The sequence below is a fragment of the Streptomyces sp. NPDC096013 genome, from assembly GCF_044763565.1.
In the GTDB taxonomy this organism is placed as follows: domain Bacteria; phylum Actinomycetota; class Actinomycetes; order Streptomycetales; family Streptomycetaceae; genus Streptomyces.
Map to the genome: position 1 here is coordinate 1,397,318 of NZ_JBIWGK010000001.1, position 25,148 is coordinate 1,422,465.

Consider the following 25,148-nt stretch of genomic DNA (forward strand, 5'->3'; position numbering starts at 1 on the left):
CCATGACGGACCGTCAAGTGCCGGTCGCCATCGTGGGCATGTCGGTGCTGCTGCCGGGCGCCGCCGACCTCGACGCGTACTGGCGGAACCTGCTGGGCGGCACGGACGCCATCAGCGAGGTGCCGGACGGGCGTTGGGACGCGGACTACTACCGCCCGGACTCCGCGAGCGGTCCGGCCGTCGCCGACCAGGTGTACTGCCGGCGCGGGGGGTTCGTGGACGGTCTGGCCGAGGTCGAGGTCACCCGGTTCGGCATCATGCCGAACTCGGTGCCCGGCACCGAGCCCGACCAGCTCATCGCGCTCCATGTGGCCGCCGCCGCCCTCGCCGACGCGGGCGGCGAGTCCCGCCTGCCCGACCGGCGGCGCGTCGGTGTCGTGCTCGGCCGGGGCGGCTATCTCACCCCCGGCCTGGTCCGCCTCGACCAGCGGGTCCGGACGGCGGGCCAGCTCGTGCACACCCTGGGCGAGTTGCTGCCCGACCTGGACCCCGGCCAACTCGACCGTATCCGCACGGCGTTCACCGAACGGCTCGGCCCCGACAGCCCCGAGTCGGTCATCGGCCTGGTCCCCAACCTCGCGGCGTCCCGCGTCGCCAACCGCCTCGACCTGCGCGGCCCGGCCTACACGGTGGACGCGGCCTGCGCCTCCTCGCTGATCGCCGTGGACCAGGCGGTCACCGAACTGGCCGCCGGGCGCTGTGACGTGATGCTCGCGGGCGGTGTACACCACTGCCACGACATCACGCTGTGGAGCGTCTTCTCCCAACTGCGCGCGCTCTCCCCGAGCCAGCGCATCCGCCCTTTCCATCGCGACGCCGACGGCATCCTGATCGGTGAGGGCACGGGAGTCGTCGTCCTCAAGCGCCTCACCGACGCCGAACGCGACGGCGACCGGATCTACGCCGTCATCCGCGGCACCGGGGTGTCCAGCGACGGCCGCGCGGCGAGTCTCGTCAACCCCGACTCGACCGGCCAGACCCACGCCGTACGGCAGGCCTGGCGGGCGGCGGGGCTCGACCCCGCACTGCCCGGTTCCATCGGCCTCCTTGAGGCGCACGGCACGGCGACGCCCGCCGGTGACGCGGCCGAACTCGCCACGCTGGCCGAGGTGTTCGGGGACACGGGCACCTCTGACGGCCGTGCGGTCATCGGCTCGGTGAAGTCGATGATCGGCCACACGATGCCGGCCGCCGGAGTCGCCGGTCTGGTCAAGGCCGCCCTCGCCGTCCACCACGGCATGCTGCTGCCGACCCTGCACTGCGACGACCCGCACCCGGCACTCGCGGCCACCCGGTTCCGCCCGCTGGAACAGGCGGCCCCCTGGGAAACGACCCCCGAACACCCGGTGCGCCGGGCCGCGGTCAACGCGTTCGGATTCGGCGGCATCAACGCGCATGTGGTGCTGGAGGAGGCGCCGGGGGCACGCGCGTCGCGTTCGTGGGCGGCGCCCGCCGACGGGCCGGAACGCCGAAGTGTCCGTGCCCGCATGGCCTCCGTGGACGAACCGGAGCGCGTGCTGACACTCGCCGCGGACTCCCCCGAGGCTCTCGCCGCACTGCTGGACGCGGACGACTCCACCCTCCTCTCCGCGCCCGCCTCCCCTGCCGCCTCGGGCCGTTCGCGGCTCGGCATCGTCGCCCCCGATGCCAAGCGCCTCGCGCTGGCCCGCCGGGCGGTCGCCAAGGGGCGTGCCTGGCAGGGCCGTAGCGATGTGTGGTTCACGCCGAGCCCGCTCATCGGACCCGGGGCGGGCAAGCTGGCGTTCGTCTTCCCGGGACTGGAGGGCGACTTCACGCCCCGGGTCGAGGACGTGGCCGCCCACTTCGGCCTGCGCGAGACCCGGTCGGCAACTCCCGTACAGGTGGGGGATGTCGGCCGTCACGGCTTCGATGTCGTGGGCGTCGGGCGGTTGTTGGACGCCGCGCTGCGCGGGATGGGTGTAGTGCCGGACGCGGTCGCCGGACACAGCGTCGGTGAGTGGACGGCGATGACGGCGGCGGGGGTGTACGCGCCGGACGAGGTCAGTGCCTTCATGGAGGCGTTCGACCCCGACTCCGTGACGGTCCCCGGCCTGGCCTTCGGGGCGATCGGGGCACCGGCCGAGCGCGTGCTGTCGGCCCTCGCCGCCGACTGGCCGGACGCCGGGATCGTCCTCTCGCACGACAACGCGCCGGGCCAGTCGATGGTGTGCGGACCGGACCGAGCGGTGGACGCGTTCGTACGGTCCTTCCGTGCGCAGGGTGTCCTGAGCCAGGTGCTGCCGTTCCGATCCGGGTTCCACACACCGATGCTGAAGCCCTATCTCGCGCCGATCGAAGAGGCCACGAACCGTTTCCGCCTCCATCCGCCGACGGTCCCCCTCTGGTCCGGGACCACCGCCTCGCCGTATCCCTCCGACGAGAAGGCGGTACGCGCGCTCTTCATCCGCCACCTCCTGGAACCCGTGCGCTTCCGTCAGCTCGTCGAGGCCATGTACGCGGCCGGTCACCGCGCCTTCGTCCAGGTCGGCACGGGACAGCTCGGCTCCCTCATCGACGCCACCCTCAGCGGTCGCGATCACCTGGTGGTGGCCGCCAACTCGCCCCACCGCTCCGGCCTGGCCCAACTCCGGCGCGTGGCGGCGGCGTTGTGGTCGGCGGGCGGCACGACGGACCCCGTGACGCTGGCTCCCCAGAAGACCGCGCCACGACGGGAACGGGCCCCGATCCGGCTCGACATGGACGGCGCCCTCGTCTCCCTCGACGCCCCGACCCTGGTGAGACTGCGGGCCGAACTACGCACACCGGCCTCCGCCAACTCCCCTACTACTGCTGCCCTTTCGCCCCTGGACGCCCTCACCGACCGCTTCCCGGCCGCCGCCGAACTGCACGCCCTCATGCGCGACACCGCCGACACGGCCGCCCAACTCATCGGCGCGGGCGTCCGCCGTGCCGCGACGACCGTCCCCGCACCACGCGTTACGGCCGCGCCTCCCGCTGCCCCACGGGAGTGGCAGACCACGGTCCATGTCTCCCCCGAGTCCATGCCGTACCTGATGGATCACTGCTTCTTCCCGCAGCGCCCCAACTGGCCGGATGTGGCGGACCGTTGGCCTGTGATGCCCGCGACCACGATCGTGCAGCACATCATCGAGCTGGCGGAGCGGGCCGCCCCGGGGATGCGGGCGGTCGCCGTGCACGACGCGCGGTTCGACCGGTGGCTGACGGCGACACCCTCGATCGACGTACCGGTACGGGTGGTCGCGGAAAGACCAGACCGCCTGGCCGTCTCCTTCGGCCCGCATGCCCGCGGTGTGGTCGAACTGGCCCCCGCCCACGCCCCGTCACCCGCATCGCGCCCCCGCCCGGACCCGACCACCGAGCGCGTCCCCGACCACACGGCGGCCCATCTCTACGACGAACGCTGGATGTTCCACGGCCCGGCGTTCCAGGGCGTCACCGAACTCACCGCGATCGGCGACCGCCATGTACGCGGTGTCATCACCACACCGCCCGCACCCGGCGCCCTGCTCGACAACGTGGGCCAGATCCTGGGCTATTGGATCATGGCGACCCGCACGGAACGCACCGTCGTCTTCCCGGTCGGCATGCGCGAGATGCGCTTCCACGGCCCCCACCCGCGCCCCGGCACGGAGGTGGAGTGCCTGGTGCGGATTACCTCGCTCACCGACACCGTGCTCGAAGCCGACGTACAGCTCACGGTCGACGGTGTGGTGTGGGCGGAGCTGACCGGCTGGCAGGACCGGCGCTTCGACAACGACCCGCAGACCAGGCCGGTAGAGCGCTTCCCCGAGCGCAACACCCTGTCCGAGGCCCGCCCCGGCGGCCGGACCCTGCTCAACGAGCGCTGGCCCGACCTCGCCTCCCGCGACCTCATCATGCGCAACTCCCTGAGCAGTGTGGAGCGTTCGCAGTACGCGGAGCATCCGCCGCGGGGGCGCAGGCAGTGGCTGCTGGGCCGGATCGCGGTGAAGGACGCGGTGCGGCAGTGGCTGTGGGGCCAGGGCGCCGGACCGGTCTATCCGGCGGAGATCCGGGTCCACAACGACGAGTCGGGCCGTCCGTACGTCACCGGTCTGCACGGCAGGACCCTGCCCCCGCTGGATGTCTCGCTCGCCCACCGCGCCGAGGCGGCGGTCGCGATCGTACGGCCGCATGTGCCGGGTCCCGGCCCCGGGATCGACATCGAGGAGGTCGTGGACCGGCCTCCGGCCACCCTCACCACCGCTCTCGGCGAGGAGGAACTCGCCCTGCTGCGGACCCAGTCGGCGGCCACCGGCGAGTCGGAGGCGCTGTGGTTCGCCCGTTTCTGGGCGGCGAAGGAAGCGGTGGCCAAGGCGGAGGGCACCGGCTTCCGGGGCCGTCCGCGTGACTTCGCCGTCTTCCAAGTGGCCTCCGGGTCACGGCTGTTGGTGTCGGGGCGGCTGGAACGCGCCTACACCGTGCACTACGAGGCGGCCGGCAATCCCCCCAATCTGCCGGACAGGACCTACGTCGTGGCCTGGACGACGGGACCCGCGCACGAGGAGGAGTACGACCGATGACCCCCACCACCGAGGACACCGTCCTCGCCGATCTCACCGGCATGCTCACCACGCTCCTGGAGGACGAGTACGGCGTCGACGACGTCGAGATCACCATGACGACGACCTTCAACCGCGATCTGGAACTGGAGAGCATCGACCTGGTGACCCTGGCCGGACTGCTCCAGGAGCACTACGGCACGAAGGTCAACTTCGCCGAGTTCCTGGCCGGGATGGAGTTCGACGAGATCATCGAACTCACCGTCGGCCGGCTCGTGGAGTACGTCACGCAGAGCCTCAAGGCAGCCGAGGCGGGCTGAGACATGGCGATGGTCGACACCGGTCAACTCCGGCTGCACGTACAGCGGATGAGCCCGCCCGACGGCCGTCCGGTCACCGCCACCGCGGTGCTCGTGCACGGTCTGCTCACCGACAGCCTGGCCAGCTACTACTTCACGATCGCGCCGCCGTTCGCGCTGGCCGGCATCGACGTCGTCATGTACGACCTGCGCGGTCACGGCCGCAGCGGGCGCCCGGCGACGGGCTACACCCTCGACGACAACATCGACGACCTGGAGGCGCTGCTCGACCGCCTGGAGGTGACGGGACCGGTCCATCTGGTCGGCAACTCCTACGGCGGGACGGTCGCGTTCGGGTACGCGGCCCGCCATCCGGAGCGGGCCGCCAGTGTCTCGCTCATCGAGTCGGAACCGGCGACCACGGCCTGGGCGCCGAAGCTCGGCGGCATCCTGGACCGTGTGCTGCACGAGCTGGCGCACAACGAGGACGACGCCCTCGCCTGGATCAGCGCGAACCGCGGCCACAACACCGCCCGCCTCGCGAAGGGCGCCGCCCGTCTGGCCCGCGAGACCTCCCTCTCCCAGGACATCCCGGCCAGCGCGGTGTTGACGGAGGATCAGATCCGCGCGGTGTGCTGCCCGGTGCTCGGCGTCTACGGCGGCGACTCGGACCTCGCCCTGCTCGCACCGTGGCTGGAGTCCACGCTGACGGACTGCCGGACCGTCGTCGTCCCCGGCCATGAGCACTCCGTGCTGGTCGAGGCGGCGGGCACCGTCGGCGGGCACATACTCTCCCTGATCCAGGCGAGCGCCCCCGCGGCGGCGGTCCGGTGAGCCGGTTCCTGTTCGTCGTCCCGCCCTTGGTGGGCCACATCAACCCGGCCGCCGCCGTGGCCGCCGAACTGAGCGCGCGCGGCCACGAGTTGGCATGGGCGTGCGCCGATCCCGCGCTCGTGCGACGGCTCGCGGACGAGACCGCGACCGTGTTCAGGTGCGCCGGTCCTGTGCCGGGCGACTGGGGCGGCGCGCGCCCGGCGGACATCCGTGGCCCGGAGGCGCTGAAGTTCCTGTGGGAACGCTTCCTGGCGCCGCTGGCCGTGGAGATGGCGCCGGGTGTCGAGGCGGCCATGACGGAGTTCCGGCCCGACGTGGTCGTCGCCGATCAACAGGCCCTGGCCGGTGGGCTGGTGGCCGAGCGGCTGGGGGTGCCGTGGGCGACCTCGGCGACCACGACGGCCGAGTTCACCGACCCGCTGGCGGGCATGCCCAAGGTCACCGAGTGGCTCGACGGGGTGCTCGGCGAACTGCGGGCCGGCATCGGCGACCCCTCGGGCAGCGCGGACCCGCGTTTCTCCCCGCATCTGGTGCTGGCGTTCAGCACCCCCGAACTCGCGGGCCCCGAAGCCCGGTCGGGCGACCCCATCCGCTGGGTCGGCCCGTCGATCGCCGCGCGTCCGGCCACACCGGACTTCCCCTGGGACTGGCTGGACCCGTCGCGCGCCACGGTCCTGGTGAGCCTCGGCACCGCCAACACGGACGTGGGAGCGCGCTTCCTCACCGAGTGCGTGACGGCGCTACGGGCCCGAACCGACCGCGTCCAGGCGGTGATCGCCGATCCGGGCCGAACCCTGGGCACACCCGAGGGACAGGACAAGGACCTGCTGATCCTCCCGTCCGTCCCCCAACTCCCGCTGCTCGAACGGGTCGACGCGGTCGTCTGCCACGCCGGGCACAACACGGTCTGCGAGGCCCTCTGGCACGGCGTCCCCCTCGTCGTCGCCCCGATCCGCGACGACCAGCCCGTCGTGGCCGCCCAGGTCACCGGCGCCGGTGCGGGAGTCAGGGTCCGCTTCGGCCGCGTGACGGCCACCCGACTCGGCGCGGCCCTGGACGCCGTACTCCACGAACCCGCGTACCGCGCCGCCGCCGAGCGCGTCCGTACGGCGTTCCGCGCGGCCGGCGGCACCCGCACGGCGGCGGACCAGCTGGAGCGGCTGGCGGCCGGCGCGTCCCTCAAGGAGGACCAGTGAGCAACGAGCCCGTGAGCGACGAGCCGCAGACCGCGCCCCCGAGCCGCGCCGAGCAGATCGCCGCCCTGCGCCCCGTCTACCAGGCCGACCTGGCCGAGGGGTTGGACCGGTTCTTCGAGCCCCGGCGCGAGACGTGCCCCTGGTGCGACTCGTCACGGCTCAGGACCAGGCTGCGCACGAAGGACCTGATCCAGCACAAGCCGGGCACGTTCGAGCTGGACCGGTGCGAGGACTGCCGGCACACCTTCCAGAACCCCCGACTGAGCCCGGCCGGGCTGGAGTTCTACTACCGGGACTTCTACGACGGCCTGGGCGAGAAGCAGTTGGGCAACACGTTCGCGGCCCGTACCAAGATGTACGAGCAGCGCGCGCGGTCACTGCTCGCGCACTCGCCCACTCCCAAGAACTGGCTGGACGTCGGAACGGGCCACGGCCACTTCTGCGAGTCGGCCCGCACGGTCTACCCCGACACCGCCTTCGACGGCCTCGACTTCACGGACGGCGCCGAACTCGCCGAGCGGGCAGGGCGGGTGGAGCGCGGATACCGGGGCGGCTTCCCCGAGCTGGCCCCGGATCTCGCGGGCCACTACGACGTCGTCAGCATGTTCCACTACCTGGAGCACAGCACCGAGCCCGAGCGCGAACTGGCCGCCGCCCACCAGGTCGTGCGGCCCGGCGGCCATCTCCTGATCGAGGTCCCGGACCCCGACAGCCGCTACTCCCGGCTGCTGGGCCGCTGGTGGCTGCCGTGGCTCCAGCCGCAGCACCTGCACTTCATCCCGGTCGAGAACCTGCGCCGCCGCCTCACCGACCTGGGCTTCACGGTCGTGGCCGAACAGCACGCGGAACCCCACGACCCGGTCGACCTCCTGGCCGGCGCCTGGCTGGCCCTGGACACGGCCGCGCCCCGCGACAACCTCCCGTGGCTGCCGAAGCCGCCGACCGGGCCGGCCCGTGCGGGCCGCGCGGCGGTGCTGATCGCGGGCATCCCGGCGCTGCTCCTCGGAACGATCCTGGACCGGTTCGTCGTGAAGCCGCTGTCGCACCGGCTGAAGGTGTCGAACGCCTACCGGCTGGTGGCCCGACGGGACTGAGCCCGGCCGCGCGTCGCCCGAGTACCGGCTGTCCCCCATTGAATGATGCATTCACCGCGTCTAGCATCATGTGGTGATTCCATCAATTCCCGTCTGACTTCCGCTCGTCGACGGCGAGCGTGACGGGGGTCGTGGCGACGGCGAGCGGCCGCGGCCCGGTTCCGGGGGCTCCGGCCGCTCGTCCACGGGATTCAGACTCAGCTCGCGGTACGGCGGATGCGCCCCTCGTACCGCTTCTCCAGCTCCAGGTTGCCCTCGAAGCCGCCGGGCACATTGGCCGAGACGTACACGGGCGGTCGCTCCCCCGAGGCGATCAACCGTGCCGCCGCCTCCGCGACCGACAGCTGGACGAGCATCGCGCCGGTGAGCGTGGACAGGGCGCAGACGGCACCCCCCGTGGGGAGTTCGAGGAGTGCGTCGCCGCGCGGGGCCGCGTTGTCGAGGACGACGTCGGCGAGGTCGGCGAGCTTCCTGCCGCTCGGGTGACCGGCGGGGACGGCGCTGCTGTGGGCGAGCGAGGTGATGGCCAGCAGCCGGTGGCCGCGCTCCTTCACCCGTAGCGCCATCTCCACGATCACCTTGTTCACACCGGAGTTGGAGATGATCACGAAGAGATCCTCGGGGCGGGGCGCGGCGAGGTCGTAGAGACGGTCGGCGATCCCGGCCCGGCGCTCCAGCAGCGGGTCGTCGAGGACGCTCGGGGCGTCGCCGCCGTAGAGGACGAGGTCGGCGATGCTGAGGCGGTTGGTGGGCACCAGGCCCCCTGCCCGGCCCGCGAGTTCGAGGACCATGGCCTGGGAGTGGCCGGTGCCGAAGGCCTGGACGACGCCGTCGGTGCGGACGCAGTCGGCGATCAGTTCGGCGGCGCGGGACACGGAGTCGCGGCTGGACTCGGTGATGTGCTGGAGGACGGCCAGGCTCTCGCGCGCGAAGGTCTCGGCGCTCACGGACTCGGCGGACACGCGATGCTCCTCACCGGTGGATCAAACCACCTGTTCCTTTTAGATCATGGAATCAATAAATCACATGCGGTCCTGGTATTCAATCGATGGCCTGTGGGGTGGCTGATACCTTCTCCCCATGCCTCCGACGGACGTCACCACCCTCATCCGCACCGAGCTGCCCCGGCTGGCCGGCTCGCTGCGGAAGGTCGGCGAGCTGATCCTGGAGGATCCCGCTGCCGTCACCCACTGCTCGGCCGCCGAACTCGGCCGCCGTACCGGCACGTCGCAGGCGACGGTGACCCGGTTCTGCCGGGCGGTCGGTCTCGACTCGTACCAGCATCTGCTGATCGAGCTGGCCCAGGAGCGCGGTCGCGGCGAGGTCTCCGACTGGGGCACCGCCGAGATCGGTCCGGACATCTCCCCCGACGACGATCTCGAACGGGTCGTGCAGGTCGTGGGCAACGCGGACCTCAGAGCGGTCCAGCAGACGATCGAGCGGATCGACCTCGACGCGGTGGAGCGCGCGGCCACCGCCGCCGCCCGCGCCCGACGGATCGACGTCTACGGCATCGGCGGCAGCGGCGCGATCGCCCAGGAGACCGAGACCCGGCTGTTCCGCATCGGCTGCGCGGTGCGCGGCTGGACCGAGGTCCACGCGGCGGCCACCTCCGCCGCCCTGCTCACCCCGGCGGACGTCGCGATCGGCATCTCCCAGTCCGGTTCGACGCGCGAGACCATCGAACCCTTCGAGCTGGCCAAGGAGCGCGGCGCCACCACCATCGCCCTCACCTCCGACCCGCGCTCCCCGCTCGCCCGCGCCGCCGACATCCGGCTCATCTCCTCGTCCTCCGCGACGAGTTTCCCCACCGGCATCATCGGCGCCCGCCACTCCGTCCTGGTCCTCATCGACTGTCTCTACGTCCGTATCGCGCAGCTCTCCTACCAGCGCGCGAGCGCCTCGCTCGCCCTGACCGACCACATCGCGGGGGAACACACGGCGAAGTCCCGCCGGGGCCGGTGATCCCAGGCGGTGGAGGGGGTGGGGTCGGTCATCGGGGGTGACCGTCGTGGGCGAGGCGGGCGAGGGCGACCGCGCCCCGGCAGCCGTCCGGTACCCAGTCGAGGGTGAGGCCGAGGGTGTGGAGGCGGGCGGTGAGGGATGCGGTCAACGGACCCTCGGGGCCGAGCAGTCCGCCGGTGGCGACGATGCGCTCACCGGGTTTCGGCTCCAACGCCCGCACGGTGTCCAGCAGTTGGGCCGCCGCATCGTCGAGGATGCCTTCCGCCACGGTGTCCCTCTTCCCGGCCGCCTCGACGACCAGGGGGGCGAACCGGGCCAGCCGGATGGGGAGTTCGGCCATCACGGCGGGGAGGACGCGCATCCGGTAGGCCTCGCGGTGGGCGCGGGACCAGGCGCCGTCACCGGGCAGTTCCTCGGCCGGTACCCCGAGCGCCTGTCCGACGGAGTCGGCCAGCACGGTCGTAGGGCCGCGTCCGTCCGCCATGCGGAGGGCCGCGCGGACCGCGCTCCGGCCGATCCAGAAGCCGCTGCCGTCGTCGCCGAGGAGCCAGCCGTCGCCGTCGACGCTGGTCGTGGTGGTGCGGCCGGTGATGCGCAGAGCGACCGCGCCGGTGCCGGCGACCAGGGCGAGGCCGTCGGCCGGGGTGCCGGGGGCGGAGGCGAAGGCCGCCTCGATGTCGCTACAGACGCGGAGCCGGTCGGCGGGGATGCCGAGGCGGCCCAGCGCGGCCGTGAGGGCGGCGCGGGCGTTGACGTGTCCCGGCTCCTCGGTGGAGGCTGCCGTGGCGCCCGCGAAGCCGCCGGACACCGCGACCACCCGGGCGCGCAGCGCCTCCGGGACGGCCTGGCCGATCGCCTCGGCGAGATGGTCGGTGAGGAGCGGGACCGGCACGGTCAGGGCGTTGCCGGGACCGGCCGCTCCCTCGCCGAGGTGACGCCCGTCCTCGGCGGCGGCGAGTACGGCACGGGTGCGTGTGCCTCCGGCGTCGAGGCCGATCACCCATTCCTGGCTCACATCATTGCTCATCGCTGACCATGGTGGTTGACACATTCGCCGTGAACAAGCGCAGGCGGCCCGAGGGGCAGGGCAGTTGGCGGCGGCGGGGCATCGAGGACGTCGTGCGGCTGGAGTGACGGAAGGCCTCGGCCGTCCCGCGCTCGGCGGTCACACGCCCGCCAACACCTCCGCGGCGGCGCGCAGGTTGGCCTTCCCCCGCCCGTAGGAGCAGAGGGCGCCGCCCTCCGGCAGTCCGGTGTCGACCAGTACGGCATCGGGCCGCCGGGCCGCCAGTGTGTCGCGCAGCCGGGCCTGCCAGGGGTGCAGTCCGGCGTCGGCGGTGGCGACGACCAGCGGTGCGCCCGTCCGTACGATCCCGTCGACGAGGGCAGCGCAGTCCGCCGGCTCCGTGGTGAGTGCCGTGCCCGTGGCCGTGGTGTCGAGTGCGCGGAGTTCGGTGAGGAGGTCCTCGCCGCCCCGGTCGAGGGCGGGGTGCGGGGCCGGGAACAGGTCGACGAGGTGGGCGCCGCGCACCGGCGCGGGCAGGGTCCGGGTGCGGACGGCGCGGCGGGCCGCTTCGAGGCCGGCGTCCGTGTCCCAGGGGGCGACCGTGCGGCGCGGTGTGGCGTACCGCTCGGCGAGGCGTCGTACGCGACCGGCCGCCTCATGGACCCGCTCCTCGGGCAGCGCGCGGGAGTGCAGTGCGTCCAGGACGGCGTCACGGCAGGCCAGGGTGACCGCCAAGTCCGGTACGGCGACGATGACTTGGTCCGCTCCGGCGGCGAGGGCGATCCGGGCTCCGGCTGCCTCGCCGTAGGCGTCGGCGATCGCCTTCATCTCCAGGGCGTCGCTCACCAGGACGCCGTCGAAGCCGAGTTCGAGGCGGAGCAGATCGCCGAGGATGCGGCGGCTCAGGGTGGCGGGGCGGTTGGCGTCGAGGGCGGGGAAGACGACGTGGGCGCTCATCAGCATCGGTACGCCCGCGTCGATGGCGGCGCGGAACGGGGCGAGATCGACGAGGAGTCGGTCGTAGGGCCGCGGGTCGACCGCGATGCCGTGGTGGCTGTCGGTGACGGTGCCGCCGTGGCCGGGGAAGTGCTTGGCGCAGGAGGCGATGCCGGGCGTCGGTGGCGGTGATCCAGGCGCGCAGATGGCGGCCGGCCAGGACGGGGTCGGCGCCGAAGGAGCGGGTGCGCACGATCGGGTTGCGCGGCTGGTGCTGGAGGTCGGCGACGGGGGCGTAGGAGGCGGTGATGCCGAGCGTGGCGAGGTGGCCGGCGAGGGCGTCGGCGCAACGGGCGGTGAGGGCCGGGTCGTCGGCGACGCCGAGGGCGTAGCAGCCGGGGGCCTCCGGGGCACCGGCGTTCACCAAGTGGCCTGTGTCGCCGCCCTCGTTGTCGATGGCGACGAGCAAGTCCGGGCGCAGCGCGCGGAGTTCGTCGGTGAGGCGGCGCACCTGTTCGGCGTCGCGCACATTGCGGGTGAAGAGGATGACCCCGCCGAGGCCGCGGTCGATGAGCCGCTTGAGCGTGTGCGGGACGGTCGTCGTGCCGTCGAACCCGGCGACCAGACAGCGGTGGGCCGCCTCGTCGAGGTCGAGGGGAAGGGCGGTCGCGGCGGCGGACGGACGGTCGGCGTGGGTCATAGTGAAATTCAAATGGCTCGATCAGCCGCAAGTCAACAAAACGATGGATTGTTGATTCAGGCAATGAACTGGAATGAACGGGAGTGGCGCGGGCCCGGCGCGGGGATGACACAGAGGACTGGCCCGGGGCCGGGACAGGTGATGCGGGTGCGTGTTCCCCCACGCCCCATCCGCATCCCACGCCACGACCACCGTGCCATTCACGCCATGTATGCCGTCCGCGTCGCCCACCCGCCCGCGCGCCTTCCGCTTCCGGACACCGCGGCGTCATACCGGAGGGGAACGTTTCGCCTCGTGTCCCTGCTTCCGCTCGAAGACATCCCCGGGCCGCTCCCCGCCTCCCCCGCGGGCCCCGCTCCCGCCCCTGCTCCCGTCCCCTTCCGCCTCCCTTCCGCGGCGCGCCTCATCACCAAGGTGCTGACCCTGCTGCCCCTCCTGCTGATCGCGGTGTGGGCTGCGGTCGACTGGCGTGCCATGTACGACGGCGCGAACCGGCTCGCCTCCGCCGACCCCTGGTGGCTGCTGGCCGCGTTCTTCTTCACCTGCCTCGGCTGGGGCACCGCCGCCCTGGTGCGCCAGGGTGCCGTGCCGGAACGGCTGCCGACCGGTCTGCTCATCGCCTCGCAGTTCGCCGCCGGAGCCGCCAACCACGCCCTTCCGGCCAGCATCGGCGCCCACGCCGTCACGCTGCGCTTCCTCCAGGGCCGCGGCATCCCGCTCGCCCGCGCGACCGCCTCGCTCGCCCTGTACTCCCTGGTCAGGCCGATCGCGAAGACACTCGTGCTGCTCGTGTTCCTGGTCTCCTTCCCCGAGATCCTGCGCTCCGGCCAACTCGTCCCCCGGGGCTGGTCGTTGGTCCTCGCCTTCGGCGGTCTGGGCGGCGGACTCGTCACGGCCGCCCTGCTCCTGGGCGTCGTACGTCCCCTGCGCCGCCCGGTCCTCCGCTGCTTCCGCACCGCCCTGACCGACGTACGGCAGCTGCACACCATGCCCAGCCGCATCCTCGCCCTGTGGGGCGGGGCCGCCGCCGCGCCGGTGCTCCAGGCGACGGTGATCTTCTCGGTCGGCGCCTCGCTCGGCATGCCGCTGACCTGGCCGCAGGTCGTCCTCGCGTTCCTCGCCGCCAGCACGGCGGTCGGCGCGGTTCCCGCACCCGGCGGGATCGGTCCGGTGGACGCGGCGACGGTGTTCACGATGGTCGCGTTCGGCGCCCCCATGGAACTGGCCACGGCGAGCGTGATCGGCTACCGGGTCCTGACGGTGTGGGTGCCGTTGCTGCCGGGGGCGCTGATGCTGTCGGCGCTGGTGCACCGGAAGGTGCTGTGACCGGAATCCCCCTGTCCGTGGAAATCCCTTTGTACGGCGGCCCGTTGCACGTCTAACGTCGCCGCTCGACGGCGTGTAGCTCAGCAGTGGAGCACCGGGCCTCTCATCCCGGAGGGCGCAGGGGCAGAACCTGCCGCGCCGGCTTATGGACGACAACGCTGACCAGCAGCACCTCACCGCGGCCCCCGGCTATGCCCAGGGCCAGTTGGCCAAGGCCTTCACGACCGCGCTCACCCACCAGGACGCGGACACCCGCCGCCGCGCGGAGGGCCGCGTGAAGCGCTGGCGTGCCGTCCTCGCGGGGATGGCCAACGGCCTGCTCACGATCGGTTCGCGCACCCCCGTGACCGGGTTCCCCGCCTGGGTCACCCCCGAGGTGGTGCACGGCGGCTTCGCCACGGGCGCCCCGGGCGCGGGCGGCCCGCTCCAGCCGTACGAGACACGGCTCGCGGAGCGGTTCGGTGTGCCCGCGGACCGGCGTGCGCTGTTCGCGCACTGCCTCACCGACACCGGACTCACCTGGCTGTGGGGGCAGTTGAACAGCGGCCGGTACGAGGTGACCGTGCCCGAGGAGGGCGCCCTGCTCACCATGGCCTGGCTGGTCCGGCACGGGGAGACGGCCGCCGCCCTGAACCTGGTCGCGGAGTTGGCGCCGTTCGCGGGTCGGCTCCGGTTCCTGCCCCGCCCGTCGACGGGTCGGCCCGCACCGGGCGCCGGCGACGCGCTGCACCGCCGTAGTGTCTCCGCCACCGTGGCGACGCTGGCCCGGCGGCGCCCGAACGCGGCCGTGGAGACACAGCGCGAGGCACTCGCCGTATGGCAGCCGTTCGGGGACGAGTTGCTCGCGCACTGGCTGGAGACGGCGGGCGGGGAGGGCGGCCGGGTGCTCGAACTCGCTCCGGACGCGCACTGGTTGGCGCGCGGCGAGGCTCTGTTGGACCGGTACGGACTGCTGGCCGAGGAGCACACCCGCTGCGGGAAGCACCGCAGGCCCAAGGAGAACCTGGCGATTCTGCGCGAGGCGCTGGAGGAGAGGGTCGCCGGGCGGCCGTTGGACCCGCGACGGCTCGGGCTGCTGCGGCACGCCGTCACGTCGATGGTGCGGCGACGCGGGCTGCCGGGTTCGGCACGGCACACGGAACTGCGGCGCGCCCAGCGGGCCCAGGCCGCCCTTCCCTCTCATCACGCCCTCGCGCAGCTGGTGGTGGGCCGCCTCGCCGCACTCCCCCAGGAGTCGGGCATCGCGGACCTCGCCCCCGTACTCGCCCCCGTCTCCGAGCGGGAGGAGCGGGACACCGGCCTGCCCTCCGGTGCCGAACTCCCGCCCGCGATACGCCGGGTGGTCGAGCGCGCGCTGAGCGCACCGGTGTCCGCCCTCGTGGAGCGCGGAGTCGTCCCCTCGGCGGAGGTACTGGCCTCACTGGTACCGCAGTTGGTCGCCGTCACCAGCGCGCGCAGCTACGACGACGAGGCGCTGCGGACGCTGATGGCCGAGAACTACCGGGCGTTCCGCAACCGCCGTTCGCTGCTCCTGCTCAACCTGGAGCGGCAGGTCCGGATCGAGGAACTGCCCTGGGTCCGCGCGGTGTCCGCGCGGCGCGGCGACACCACGGCCGAAGCGGCCCTGCTGCTACGGCAGTTGGGCGAGCTGGCGGTGGGGGCGTTCCCGGGCACGATCCTCCCCAACCCGCTCGTACGCGAACTCGGCGTGCTCGCCCGGCAGTCGGAGCTGGGCGCACCCCTGGTGGAGGAGCTGGCGGCGGACATCTTCATGGACGCGTTCGGCCCCAAGTTCCTCGTGGCGGCCGGGATCGCGGGCGAACTGCTCGGCGGTTCGGTGTACGAGCGGTACTACGGCATCGACTACGCGGCGGTCCGTGAGCTGGCGATCGCCGAGGCCGGCGCGTCGGCGGGGCGGCCGGAGAGAGCCAGGGCCGGTGCCGCCGCGGCCCGGACGTCGCCGGGTTTCCTGCGGCTGTGCGCGGAGCGGGCGGCGTCGGCGTCCTCGGCCCCCGAGGGGTCGTCCGGGGTCTCGCGCGGGTCCGGGGTGGCGGCCAACGGCAAGGTGATCGAGCAGTCCCAGATCCTCACCACGCACAACCTGGCCACGCTGGTCCACCGGGTCGGCATCGCCCCCGAGCCGGGCTGGGCCGAGCTGGCCCGCCGTGCCTTCGGCACCGTGTGCCGGCTGACGGCCCGCGTGCATCACGACGCGAGGCCGTACGGCACGATCAAGGACGCGGCCTACGCGTGGCGGCAGTCGGTGTTCCACCTGTCCCTGTGCCCGCCCGCCGAACAGCGCGCCGTGCTCGCCGACTTGGACGCGGAGGCGGCCCGGTGTCCCGTGCGGGTGACCGCGCGTCTCGCACCCGCGCTGGCCGGGCTGCGGCTGGTCGTGGAGGGTGGCGTGTTCGACCCCGACGGCACGGCGGACCGTGGCCGGGCGCGGCGGCTGCTCGGCTGGACGACGGACGGCCACTGGCTTGCGGCGGACCCGACTGCCGTAGGAACAAAGGGCAGTTGAGAGGCAGGGGCCGAGGTGGAGACATCGGTCGGCCCTGGTTCTCCTCCGGCGACCGCGCCGCCGCCTCCGTCACGCCCCGCCGCAGCGGGCACCCCTGCCTCCGTCACGCCCCCTCCGCCGCAGCCGGCACGCCCGCCTCCGTCAAGATCCCTCCGTCACCGCCCGCACCGCCGCCTCCATCACGCTCCCTCCGCCACAGAGGGCACCCCCGCCTCCGTCAAGATCCCTCCGTCAAGACCGCTTCCGCCGCCTCCCGGACCGCCGCCTCCGTCAGCGTCCTCGCCGTGCGGACCGCGCTGGCTACGGCCTCGTCCGGGGAGAGGCCCAGCAGGTCGGTGAGGGTGAACAGGGCGTCCGCGCCCATGACCACGGCGAGGCTCCGCTTGAGCTGGGTGAGCGCGTCCGGGTCGGTCGTCCCGAGGGTGGCCGCGAGGGGGGAGAGGGCGTGGTCGATGAGGCCGAAGCGGATGCCGGGTCTCATGTCCGCCGTGTCCGGGCGGACGATCGTCGCGGCCATCATCGCGCGCACCCCGCCCTGCCGGGCCAGTATGCCGCGGAGCAGGAACTCGCAGGCGAACGCGATCCGTTCGACCGGATCACGGGAGTCGGCGACCGGGCCGAGCGCGTCGACCGGGTCGGGCCAGACGCCCGCAAGGGCCTCGCCGATCAGGGACGGCAGGTCGGGGAAGTAGCGGTACGCGGTGGCCTCGGAGACCAGGGCGGCGCGGGCGACCTCGGGCATGGTCACCTCGCTGCCCGAGCCGATCAGGCCACGGGCCGCCTCGACGATCGCCGTACGGGTGCGCTTCTTCTGGTTGCTGCGGCCCGTGTCCGTCTGTGCTGTCGCCATCGGTGCGTCACTCCCCGTATCCGTTCGTCGTCGCCGTCCGTCCCGCCGACTTTATCATGCCGGACTCTCGTCATGAGAGTTCACTTGCATAACGAGAGTCGCGGGCCTAGGGTCCGGGGAGCCACAACGTGCCGCGAACACAAGGGAGTCGGCGATGAACGAGATGTCGAGCGAGGTATCCGTGGTCGGTCCCGACGACGGCGAGACGATCCGCCTGGGACCTGTCACGATGCGCATCCTGGAGGACGGCGGCACCACCGGCCACCGTCTGGGCATCGGTGAGATCACCCTCGCCCCGCACACCGAGGGCCCGCCCCAGCACCGGCACGCCCAGCACGACGAGGGCTTCTACGTCGTCTCGGGCACCGTGCACTTCACCATCGGCGAGACCGTGCACATCGCCCCGGCCGGCACCCTCGCGATGATCCCGCCGGGCGCCCCGCACACCTTCGCCAACCCCGGCGACGAACCCGCGGTGATGATCAACACCTTCACGCCCGACCTGTACGTGCAGTACTTCCGTGATCTGCGGGACATGATCGCGGGCGGTCGGGAACTCGACGCCGAGTCGACGGTCAAGGTGATGAGCCGGTACGCCACGGTCCCCTCGACCGACTTCGCCTGAACCGGACCGAGTCGACCGAAGCGAGCGGACCGCGCCCGTGGGGTCCGTCCGTCAGGAGCCGCCTCCGCTCGACGGACCGAAGAACTCGATCTCGGCGATGGCCACTTGCTTCTTCCCGGAGATCCCGTAGGCCGACTCGACGGTGAAGCGGACGGCGACGACCTTGCCGACCCGGAAGGCGCGGCGCTGGGCGCCCGCCCCCTGGTCGAGGGTCAGTTGACGCTTGGTCGTCTTGCCGTCGGCCGTGGTGATGTCGGCCTCGATCCGGTGCGGGAGCGCCGACTGGCCGAGCTGGTCGGGGCGGGTGGAGACCCCCGGGGTGATCAGCACGTCCAGCAGCCGGGTCGGCTCGTCGAACCGTGCCTCCAGCCACTGGCCCTCGCCGGACTGGGTCACCCCCGGCCCCCACCAGGTGTTGTTCAGCTTGTCGAACGCCAGCTCGGGCTTGTGCCCCGGGTAGGAACGCGACGCGGTGACGCGGTCCGGGGAGACCGGGGCCCGCTTGGCGAAGTGGTCCTTGGCCGCCTGGACGCCCCGCGGGATGTTCACGGCGAGCACGATCAGCAGGGTCAGCACGATCGCCGCGCCCAGCCAGGTCAGTATCCGGTCGAAGGTACGGCGCAGCCGGGGCCGGTCCCCCGCCCACGGGATCTCACCGGTGCGGAACGCGAGGAGCCGCCGCCACCAGGGCAGTCGGCCGGGGGCGCGTTCCTCGCCGGCCATGGGCATCGCGCAGCGGGTGCAGTAGTGCCGGTCGGGCCGGTTGGCCGTGGCGCACCAGGGGCAGGGGATTCCGCCGACGGCGCCGGGATCGACGCCGGGTGCCCGCACGGACTGGGGGCGGGCGGCGACCGGGCGGCCGGGCAGCACCGGCGCGACGGAGGGGGCCTGGCGGGGCTCCGGGTCGTTGACCGGGACGAGGAGACGCCGGGCGCGCTCGGCCTCGGACTCCGGTTCCGGGGCGGCGGCGGGGACCGGTTCGGTGGGGGCGGTGTCGGTCGTGGAGGGGATGTGGGGGGCTGTCCTCGGGTCGGGCGCGGGGGCCGGGTTCTGGGCCGGGTCCGTCGTGGCGTGGGGCGCGGGGTGGGGCGTGGAACTGCCGGACGTGAGCGGGATCGTGGCGCCGTTCCCGGACGCGTCGCCGTGCGGCGGGTCCTGGCGGGTGGCCGCGCCGACCGGGTCGTGGGTGTCGCCCGCGGCCAGGGCGTCCAGGCGCAGGGACAGGGCGTCGAGGCGGGCCGCGGGGTCTTCGGCGGTCGAACTGCCTTGTGGTTGGGGCCGGTTGGTGCGCGGGAGGCCGGCGCCGTCGGACTGGGAGAAGGCGTCCCAGCCCGGCTCGCCGCCGGTGGCCAAGGCTCCTCCCGTCCCCTCGCCGCCGGCGGTGGGGGCGCCTCCCGCTGACTCTCCGCGCTCGGCCGGTGCCCCGGTGCGGGCGCCCGCGCGGTCCGTCCAGCTCAGGACGGCACCGCAGGCGTCGCAGAACGACTGGCCCGGTTCCGCGCGGGTTCCGCATTCGGCGCAGCTCTGGGTGGTCGTCATCTCTCGGGGTTCCTTTCGGCGGGTACGGCGGCGGTGACCTGCACCGTGTACGGCATATGGGCGGGGCGGGCGGCCGCCACAAGGGCGTCCAGGCGGTGCGTGTCCAGGGTGGTCGGCGTGGGCAGCCGCAGATGGACGTGGAGCCGGGGGCTGCGTTCGCCGGGCACCGGGCCGAGCGGACGGGCGCTCCAGTCGGCGGCGCCGCTCTCGGTGATCTCCGGTTCGGCCCCGAACGCGAGCCGGACCGCCTCGGCCAGTCCGCGCCGGGTGCCGCGGATGCGGTGCAGGTAGGTGGCGGCAGCCACGGCGGCCCGCAGCCGCGCCTCCGGTTCGGTCCCGTCGGTCTCGGCCCCGACCCAACTGCCCAGCCACTGAACGAAGTCGAGCGGTGCGAGCGACGGGCGGAAGTAGGTGTCCAGGCAGTCCAGCACGCTCAGGATCGGCGCTACGACCTCGTCGAGCCCGGCGACGAACCGCTGGGCGAGGTCGTCGTCGGCGAACACGGCGGGCAGCATGGCGCCGATCGGCGCGGACGAGCCGAGCCCGTCAACCGATCCTCTCAACGTGAGCCTCCCCAGGCGGAGTTGCGGGTGTTCACGCGCCGTCTCCGATCACGCGGACGCGGTGGTCGAAGGAGAACACCAGCGACGGCCGCTCCAGGTCGATCCGGTCGGTGGGGTCGCCGCGCTTGCCGGTGAGCGGGTCGGCGGGGTGCAGGACGACCTCGTCGACCAACTCGACGCCGGGCACGCGCTGGAGCACCGCGAAGACCTCGCCGGACTGCACGGGCCGCCCGAACGGCCAGCCCTTGCCGTCCGATCCGCCGACGAGCGGGTCGAGGTGGCGGTACAGCGCGTCGTGGGCCTGGCGGCGCACCCGGTCGGTGTCGACACCGCGGAAGGCGTGGACCGTGGCGACGACGGTGACGCCCTGGTAGAACGGCGGGCCGACCGCCAACCGGGTCCCGATCAGCCGCCGTTCGTCGAGATGCCGGGTGATGCGGTCCAACAGGGCGTCCCCGGGGACGAGTTGTTCGAAGCGCAGCCGTCCACCGGGGTCGGGCACGGCCTGCGGGACGACCAACACCCGTACGGCGTACGCCCCGTGCTCCTCCTCGTCGCCCTCCAGGCAGGTGATGCGCGCGGTCTCGGGGGCCGCGCGGCGGGACAGCTCCTCGTAGTCCCGGAGGGTGACGGCCCGTTCCTGGGCGCGCAGGGTGATCGGCGCGCGGGTCTTGGCCTCCTGGACGGTCTCGCCGTCCACTCCCCCGCGCGCGGCCTCGCGGTTGACGACCTCGGAGACGTACGGGATGGAGCTGCGCAGGATCTGCACCGCACCGCGTGCCACATTGCCGGCCCGGCCGCCGCCGGTGCGGTAGCGGCGGGCGCGGATCACCGCGCCCTTGGGGGCGACCATGCCGTACTGCCGCAGGGAGCCGTCGGGTTCGCGGACGGCGGGGCCGAAGGCGAGCTCGCCCGTGGCGGCGTCCAGGGTGATGTGACGGTCGTCGGGGCCGGAGGCGGCGAAGTTCGGGACGACCTGCCAGTCCGTCCAGCCGTCGCGCTCGGCGGTCTGGAGGAGCAGGGGTACGGCGTCGCCGACGACCGGCGTGTGGGAGAGCCGGAGCCGCTGTCCGGGGAGGCCGGTGGACTCGCCGAGGGCCTCGTCGTAGACGGTGTCGGCGTGGACGACGGTGGTGGTGCCGCCGATGGTGAAGGCCTTGGCGGAGCGGACGGTCGGCGAGGTGGTGTAGAAGGGCTGGTCGGAGTGGGGTTCGGTGACGCGGCAGCGCAGCCAGCCCGCTTCCTGGCCGCCGTTGCGGGACAGGGTGTGGCCGGCGGGGACATGCAGGACGACCGCGCCGGGCCGGTTGAGGCCGCCGGTGCCGTCGCGGTCCACCTCGCACGCCTGCCAGCCGTCGGCGGTCCACGCCTCCCAGACCAGGGGCGGTTGGCGCGGGTCCACGCCGACTCCGTCGACGCGGCTGTCGAGTTCGAGGGCGAGCGCGCAGTGCGGGACGGCCGCGGTGAGACCGAACAACATCGAGTCCCCGGGGTCGGGCGACTCCGCGAAGCACATGACGTCGTTGCCCTCGGCGAGGTCGTGGGTGCGGTCGACTAGCTGCTTGCCCCGGTGCTGCACGACCAGATGCCTCAACGCGCTCGGTACGACGGCGAGTTCGCGCTCGGTGGCGAAGACGACCGCCTCCTCGCCCTCCGTGCGCATGGTCGCGACCTCGGTGCCGAGCGGCACATGGACCGCCTCCTCCTGGGGCGCCGACAGCCAGAACGTGACGTCGGTGCGGGCCGCCGACGGCGGGAAGAGCGTGATGCCGACCAGGTCGAGGAAGGCCAGGTGGTTCTTGTCCGGTACCCGGTTGAGGCGGTAGACGATCTGGTCGGCCATGTGGGCGACCGTCTCGACGAGGGTAACGCCGGGGTCGGAGACGTTGTGGTCGGTCCACTCCGGGGCGCGCTGCTGGATGTAGCGCTTGGCGTCGTCGACGAACTGCTGGAAGCGGCGGTCGTCGAGGTTCGGGGAGGGCAGGGCCATCGGTCAGTTGTCGCTTTCAGCAGCCGTGCCGGGCGTACCGGAGGTGTCCGGCTCGTCGTGGGACGGGATGACGTAGAAGGGGAAGACGAGGCTGCGCGGGTTGTTGGTGCCGCGGATCGAGTAGCGGACGTCGATGTACAGCACGCTCTGTTCGGTGCCCGCGGTGACCTCGACGTCGTCGACCTCGATGCGCGGCTCCCAGCGGTCGAGGCTGACGTGCACCTCGTGCTGGATGCGGCCCGCGGTCTGCTCGTTGACCGGCGCGAACACCAGGTCGTGGATCGCGCAGCCGAAGTCGGGCCGCATCGGCCGCTCCCCCGGCGCCGTCGACAGCACGAGCCGGATCGCCTCCTCGATCTCGCGCTCCCCGCTCACCAGCGCGATGCCTCCGGTCGGCCCGATGCGCAGCGGGAACGACCAGCCGGAGCCCACGAATTGTTCGGCCATCAGACAACACCCGCCTTTTCTCCGCACGTTGAGCCACGCACGTCTTCGCCCGTCGCGCTGCTCATGTCTTCGCCCGTCGCGCCGGTCATGCCGGAATCACCATCGGGACGAGGCCGTTGAGGGTGACCACGCCCATGATCGGCACGGTGGCGGCCCGAATGCCCACGGTGGCAACGGAGTTGATCTGCACACTGCCGATCCCGGAGAGCGTCGCGTTGCCGAGCGCCTTCATGTTGAGGGCACCCATCGCGTCCACCGTGACCGCTCCGGTGGTCGACTTGAGGTTGACCAGGCCGCGGCCCTCGATGTTCAGCGGCCCGCCGCTCTTGATGGTGAGACTGCGCCGGGCGCTGAGCGTGAGATCGGTACCGGCCTCGACGGACACCGAGCGGCTGCCCTTGATGGTGACCTCGCCCTTGCTGTCCACGATGATCTCGGTGTTGGTGCGGTCCAGGGTGATGGTCAACCGCTTGTCCCCCGAGGCCAGTCGGACCCCCTGCTTGCGGCCGCCGGTCTTCTGGCTGAGCAGGTCCATGCGGTTGCCGTCCCGGTCGGAGACGGTGTGCCGGCTCGCCTTCTTCCGTACGGCGTCGTGCAACGGCACATCGCCCACGACGGTCGGCTTGTCCTTGCCGTTGTAGAGCCCGCCGATCACGAACGGATGGTCAAGTGCCCCACGGTCGAAGGCGACCAGCACCTCGTCGTTGACGTCCATGGGGAAGATCCCGCCCCCACCGAGCCCGCCCCACTGGACAGTTCGCGTCCAGTCGCTGACGTACGTGTCGTCGAGCCACGGGAACTGGAGCCGCACCCGCCCCTGCTTCAGCGGGTCGTTGACGTCCGTGACAAGGGCGTTGGCGACACCGGGCAGCCGGGGCGTGGTCTCCGAACCGCCCGAGGTGAGCCCGTACAGGGAGCGCCACTGCCGTCCGCTGACCGTCACCCAGGTCTCGTAGTGCTTGCCGTCGCCGAAGACATGCCGTACGGAGGTGGCCGTGTACTTGCCCTCGAAGGGTGTGCCCACGTCCGCGAGGGCGACCGGAACTCCCGGGCGCAGCTTGGGATTTCCGCGGGCGACGACCTCCAGCTCGGCGAAGGAGGACGTCACGTCGTCGGCGAGGGCGGCGGCGGCGAACTTCACCTCGGTCTGCTTGTCGTAGGGCGTGCCCGTCTCGACCAGCTTGGCCGTCTTGAACTTGCCGGCCGCCGCGCCCGGGGTGGTGCCGATGCCGATCGCCGGGTTCGAGGCCCCGGGCGAGGAGGCGGTGAGCTTCTTCTTCGTGGTGACGTCCCAGCCGCGCGCCTCGACGGTGCCGACCTGGTCGGCGGCGGTCACGGCGGCCCGCAGCCGCAGGATGTCGTGCCCGGCCTGGAGCACGAACGGGCTCTTGTCGCCGTCGGTTTCGGGCGAGGGAGCGCCGGAGGACGGCTTCGGCTCCACGAACTGGAACTTGCCGTCCGCGTCGACGGACATCACCATCTCGTTCTCGTCGGCGAGCCGCGCGAGGAAGTCCCAGTCCGACACGTTGGACTGGGAGATGAACTCGTAGACCGTCCGCGTCGAGGTGATCCTCCCGATCGGCACGCCGTCCTGGGCGGCCAGTTTGCGGGCGATGTCGGACGCGCTCTGGTTGCGGTAGGCGGCGACCCGGCGCTGGCGCAGCAGCCGGTGCCCGAGGTCGTAGCCGCGGACGACGGTGAAGGTGCCGGTGCCGTCATAGTCGGCCTCAAGTCCCGTGACCTCACCGGTGAGCAGCGGATCGGAGGCGCCCTGTCCGTCGGCGACCGGCGCGATGACGACCTTCGTGCCGAAGGTGATGCCGAGCTTGCCGAGGAGCTGCCGGTACGGGTCGCGGAAGGTGAGCCGGAACGCGGCCGGGACGCCGACGCCCTGGTCGACGTAGCTGTCGACGAGGGAACGGGCGTACTCCGAGGGGAGTTTGGCGCCGCCGATCTTCACCTCGACGATGTTGGAGAACGCGGACTTCACCATCAGGAACGCACCTCCTCGGCGGCGGGCAGCACGAGTTCGACACCGTTCGCGAGGCGGGTCGGGTCGTCGATGCCGTTGGCCTCGGCGATCGCCCGCCACGCGGACGAGTCGCCGTACTCCCGCCAGGCCAGCGACTGGAGGGAGTCCCCCGCCACGACCCGGTGGACGCGCTGTGCGGTGAGCGCGCCCGAAGTCGGGTTCTGGCCCTTGGTGTTGCTCGGTATCTCGTGCAGTTGCAGCCGGCAGGTGGCGCGGATCGGCACGCCGGTGGTCCCGAAGAGGGAGTAGGCGGCCTCGACGGAGGAGACGTACGCGGTGAAGCGGGCGGTGGAGAAGGACCCCCACTGGAACACCACCCACGGCGGTGAAGGCTGCTTTGCGGCAATGGACTTGGTGGTCACGTCGCAGCAGGCGAGGAGCGACTCGACCTTCTTCAGCACCGAGTTGCTGGTGGGTTCGTCGGAGGAGTCGAGGAAGATCTCCACGCTCATCTGGCGGGGCTCCGATCCCATGAACTCCGGCAGGGAGCCGTCCCGTTCGATCTGCGCCGGGGTGGTCTTCCACTGGGCACGGCGGCTGAGTGACAGCTGTGCGGGGTTGAAGTCGAAGGCGAAGGTCTTGATGAGCCCGCCCGGGGTGGTGCTGCCTCCCACGGGTGGCTCGTGGATGGCGAGGTTGGCGCGCACAAGGCTCTTGCCCGCGCCCCTGCTGTTGCTGGCCATGGTCTGTCTCCGCCCC

The 25,148-nt window shown here is 72.6% G+C and carries 18 protein-coding genes, 1 tRNA gene and 1 pseudogene; 10 read left to right on the top strand and 10 right to left on the bottom strand.

Translation table 11 applies throughout. The features are described 5' to 3' along the window. Positions 1–2 precede the first annotated feature (2 nt). The 5 genes from ACIRB1_RS06040 to ACIRB1_RS06060 are packed head-to-tail and all read left to right on the top strand — an operon-like array spanning position 3 to position 7,946. Entirely contained in the window at positions 3–4,544 is a 4,542-nt protein-coding gene (locus tag ACIRB1_RS06040) for a beta-ketoacyl synthase N-terminal-like domain-containing protein (RefSeq protein ID WP_403464706.1), read from the top strand. Further along, entirely contained in the window at positions 4,541–4,843 is a 303-nt protein-coding gene (locus tag ACIRB1_RS06045) for an acyl carrier protein (RefSeq protein ID WP_352177857.1), read from the top strand. The genes ACIRB1_RS06040 and ACIRB1_RS06045 overlap by 4 nt, the downstream gene beginning before the upstream one ends. Before the next feature lie 3 nt (positions 4,844–4,846). Further along, positions 4,847–5,656, top strand: coding sequence for an alpha/beta fold hydrolase (locus tag ACIRB1_RS06050; RefSeq protein ID WP_403464707.1), 810 nt, complete (start codon positions 4,847–4,849; stop codon positions 5,654–5,656). Then, positions 5,653–6,852 (top strand): glycosyltransferase, encoded by a 1,200-nt coding sequence (locus ACIRB1_RS06055; RefSeq protein ID WP_403464708.1) that lies wholly within the window; start codon positions 5,653–5,655, stop codon positions 6,850–6,852. Before ACIRB1_RS06050 ends, ACIRB1_RS06055 begins: the two co-directional genes overlap by 4 nt. Further along, a complete protein-coding gene (locus ACIRB1_RS06060; protein WP_352177860.1) occupies positions 6,849–7,946 on the top strand; it encodes a class I SAM-dependent methyltransferase in 1,098 nt (365 codons plus the stop codon). Before ACIRB1_RS06055 ends, ACIRB1_RS06060 begins: the two co-directional genes overlap by 4 nt. A 197-nt stretch (positions 7,947–8,143) precedes the next feature. Here ACIRB1_RS06060 and ACIRB1_RS06065 read toward each other — a convergent pair whose 3' ends face one another. Continuing rightward, a complete protein-coding gene (locus ACIRB1_RS06065) occupies positions 8,144–8,908 on the bottom strand; it encodes an SIS domain-containing protein (RefSeq protein WP_352177861.1) in 765 nt (254 codons plus the stop codon). A 118-nt stretch (positions 8,909–9,026) separates the two neighbouring features. Here ACIRB1_RS06065 and ACIRB1_RS06070 point away from each other — a divergent pair, with 118 nt between their 5' ends. Further along, complete coding sequence (locus tag ACIRB1_RS06070; protein WP_352177862.1) at positions 9,027–9,911, top strand: MurR/RpiR family transcriptional regulator; 885 nt, start codon at positions 9,027–9,029, stop codon at positions 9,909–9,911. A gap of 28 nt (positions 9,912–9,939) precedes the next feature. Here the strand turns inward: ACIRB1_RS06070 and ACIRB1_RS06075 are convergent, their stop codons facing one another. Together ACIRB1_RS06075 and ACIRB1_RS06080 are read right to left on the bottom strand one after the other, a co-directional pair. Next, positions 9,940–10,938: a BadF/BadG/BcrA/BcrD ATPase family protein gene (locus ACIRB1_RS06075; protein WP_352177863.1), complete on the bottom strand. Its 999-nt coding sequence runs from the start codon at positions 10,936–10,938 to the stop codon at positions 9,940–9,942. Positions 10,939–11,076: 138 nt separating this feature from the next. Further along, positions 11,077–12,553, bottom strand: a pseudogene (locus ACIRB1_RS06080) (glycoside hydrolase family 3 N-terminal domain-containing protein). Between the two features lie 294 nt (positions 12,554–12,847). Here ACIRB1_RS06080 and ACIRB1_RS06085 point away from each other — a divergent pair. From ACIRB1_RS06085 to ACIRB1_RS06095, 3 genes are all read left to right on the top strand, one after another. Then, the gene (locus ACIRB1_RS06085) at positions 12,848–13,879 is read left to right on the top strand and encodes a YbhN family protein (RefSeq protein ID WP_403464709.1); all 1,032 of its coding nucleotides are present in this window, start codon (positions 12,848–12,850) and stop codon (positions 13,877–13,879) included. 69 nt (positions 13,880–13,948) lie between these two features. After that, positions 13,949–14,021 (top strand) — tRNA-OTHER (locus tag ACIRB1_RS06090). 3 nt (positions 14,022–14,024) lie between these two features. Further along, entirely contained in the window at positions 14,025–16,403 is a 2,379-nt protein-coding gene (locus ACIRB1_RS06095; protein ID WP_403464710.1) for a hypothetical protein, read from the top strand. A gap of 217 nt (positions 16,404–16,620) precedes the next feature. Here the strand turns inward: ACIRB1_RS06095 and ACIRB1_RS06100 are convergent, their stop codons facing one another. Further along, the gene (locus ACIRB1_RS06100; protein WP_403464711.1) at positions 16,621–17,253 is read right to left on the bottom strand and encodes a TetR/AcrR family transcriptional regulator; all 633 of its coding nucleotides are present in this window, start codon (positions 17,251–17,253) and stop codon (positions 16,621–16,623) included. Between the two features lie 154 nt (positions 17,254–17,407). Between ACIRB1_RS06100 and ACIRB1_RS06105 the strand changes: the two genes are divergently transcribed. Continuing rightward, positions 17,408–17,878, top strand: a complete 471-nt coding sequence (locus ACIRB1_RS06105; protein ID WP_352177871.1) for a cupin domain-containing protein — start codon at positions 17,408–17,410, stop codon at positions 17,876–17,878. Positions 17,879–17,929: 51 nt separating this feature from the next. On the opposite strand, the gene ACIRB1_RS06110 is transcribed toward ACIRB1_RS06105, so the two are convergent. From ACIRB1_RS06110 to ACIRB1_RS06135, 6 genes are all read right to left on the bottom strand, one after another. Continuing rightward, positions 17,930–19,417 carry an NADase-type glycan-binding domain-containing protein gene (locus tag ACIRB1_RS06110; RefSeq protein ID WP_403464712.1) on the bottom strand — a complete coding sequence of 496 codons (1,488 nt, stop codon included), beginning with the start codon at positions 19,415–19,417 and terminating at the stop codon, positions 17,930–17,932. Continuing rightward, positions 19,414–19,980: a phage tail protein gene (locus ACIRB1_RS06115; protein WP_403464713.1), complete on the bottom strand. Its 567-nt coding sequence runs from the start codon at positions 19,978–19,980 to the stop codon at positions 19,414–19,416. The genes ACIRB1_RS06110 and ACIRB1_RS06115 overlap by 4 nt, the downstream gene beginning before the upstream one ends. A 31-nt stretch (positions 19,981–20,011) precedes the next feature. Continuing rightward, complete coding sequence (locus ACIRB1_RS06120) at positions 20,012–21,970, bottom strand: putative baseplate assembly protein (RefSeq protein WP_403464714.1); 1,959 nt, start codon at positions 21,968–21,970, stop codon at positions 20,012–20,014. Between the two features lie 3 nt (positions 21,971–21,973). Continuing rightward, entirely contained in the window at positions 21,974–22,417 is a 444-nt protein-coding gene (locus ACIRB1_RS06125; RefSeq protein ID WP_352177875.1) for a GPW/gp25 family protein, read from the bottom strand. Between the two features lie 85 nt (positions 22,418–22,502). Next, complete coding sequence (locus ACIRB1_RS06130; RefSeq protein ID WP_403464715.1) at positions 22,503–24,410, bottom strand: VgrG-related protein; 1,908 nt, start codon at positions 24,408–24,410, stop codon at positions 22,503–22,505. Further along, on the bottom strand, positions 24,410–25,132 hold the full coding sequence (locus ACIRB1_RS06135) for a peptidase M23 (RefSeq protein WP_352177877.1): 723 nt from the start codon (positions 25,130–25,132) through the stop codon (positions 24,410–24,412). Before ACIRB1_RS06135 ends, ACIRB1_RS06130 begins: the two co-directional genes overlap by 1 nt. Positions 25,133–25,148: the final 16 nt, after the last annotated feature.

Coding starts and splice junctions, on each gene's coding strand:
- ACIRB1_RS06040 (WP_403464706.1), top strand. CDS start 3: ATGACGGACCGTCAAGTGCCGGTCGCCATCGTGGGCATGTCGGTGCTG.
- ACIRB1_RS06045 (WP_352177857.1), top strand. CDS start 4,541: ATGACCCCCACCACCGAGGACACCGTCCTCGCCGATCTCACCGGCATG.
- ACIRB1_RS06050 (WP_403464707.1), top strand. CDS start 4,847: ATGGCGATGGTCGACACCGGTCAACTCCGGCTGCACGTACAGCGGATG.
- ACIRB1_RS06070 (WP_352177862.1), top strand. CDS start 9,027: ATGCCTCCGACGGACGTCACCACCCTCATCCGCACCGAGCTGCCCCGG.
- ACIRB1_RS06075 (WP_352177863.1), bottom strand. CDS start 10,938: ATGAGCAATGATGTGAGCCAGGAATGGGTGATCGGCCTCGACGCCGGA.
- ACIRB1_RS06095 (WP_403464710.1), top strand. CDS start 14,025: ATGGACGACAACGCTGACCAGCAGCACCTCACCGCGGCCCCCGGCTAT.
- ACIRB1_RS06100 (WP_403464711.1), bottom strand. CDS start 17,253: ATGGCGACAGCACAGACGGACACGGGCCGCAGCAACCAGAAGAAGCGC.
- ACIRB1_RS06105 (WP_352177871.1), top strand. CDS start 17,408: ATGAACGAGATGTCGAGCGAGGTATCCGTGGTCGGTCCCGACGACGGC.
- ACIRB1_RS06110 (WP_403464712.1), bottom strand. CDS start 19,417: ATGACGACCACCCAGAGCTGCGCCGAATGCGGAACCCGCGCGGAACCG.
- ACIRB1_RS06120 (WP_403464714.1), bottom strand. CDS start 21,970: ATGGCCCTGCCCTCCCCGAACCTCGACGACCGCCGCTTCCAGCAGTTC.
- ACIRB1_RS06125 (WP_352177875.1), bottom strand. CDS start 22,417: ATGGCCGAACAATTCGTGGGCTCCGGCTGGTCGTTCCCGCTGCGCATC.
- ACIRB1_RS06130 (WP_403464715.1), bottom strand. CDS start 24,410: ATGGTGAAGTCCGCGTTCTCCAACATCGTCGAGGTGAAGATCGGCGGC.
- ACIRB1_RS06135 (WP_352177877.1), bottom strand. CDS start 25,132: ATGGCCAGCAACAGCAGGGGCGCGGGCAAGAGCCTTGTGCGCGCCAAC.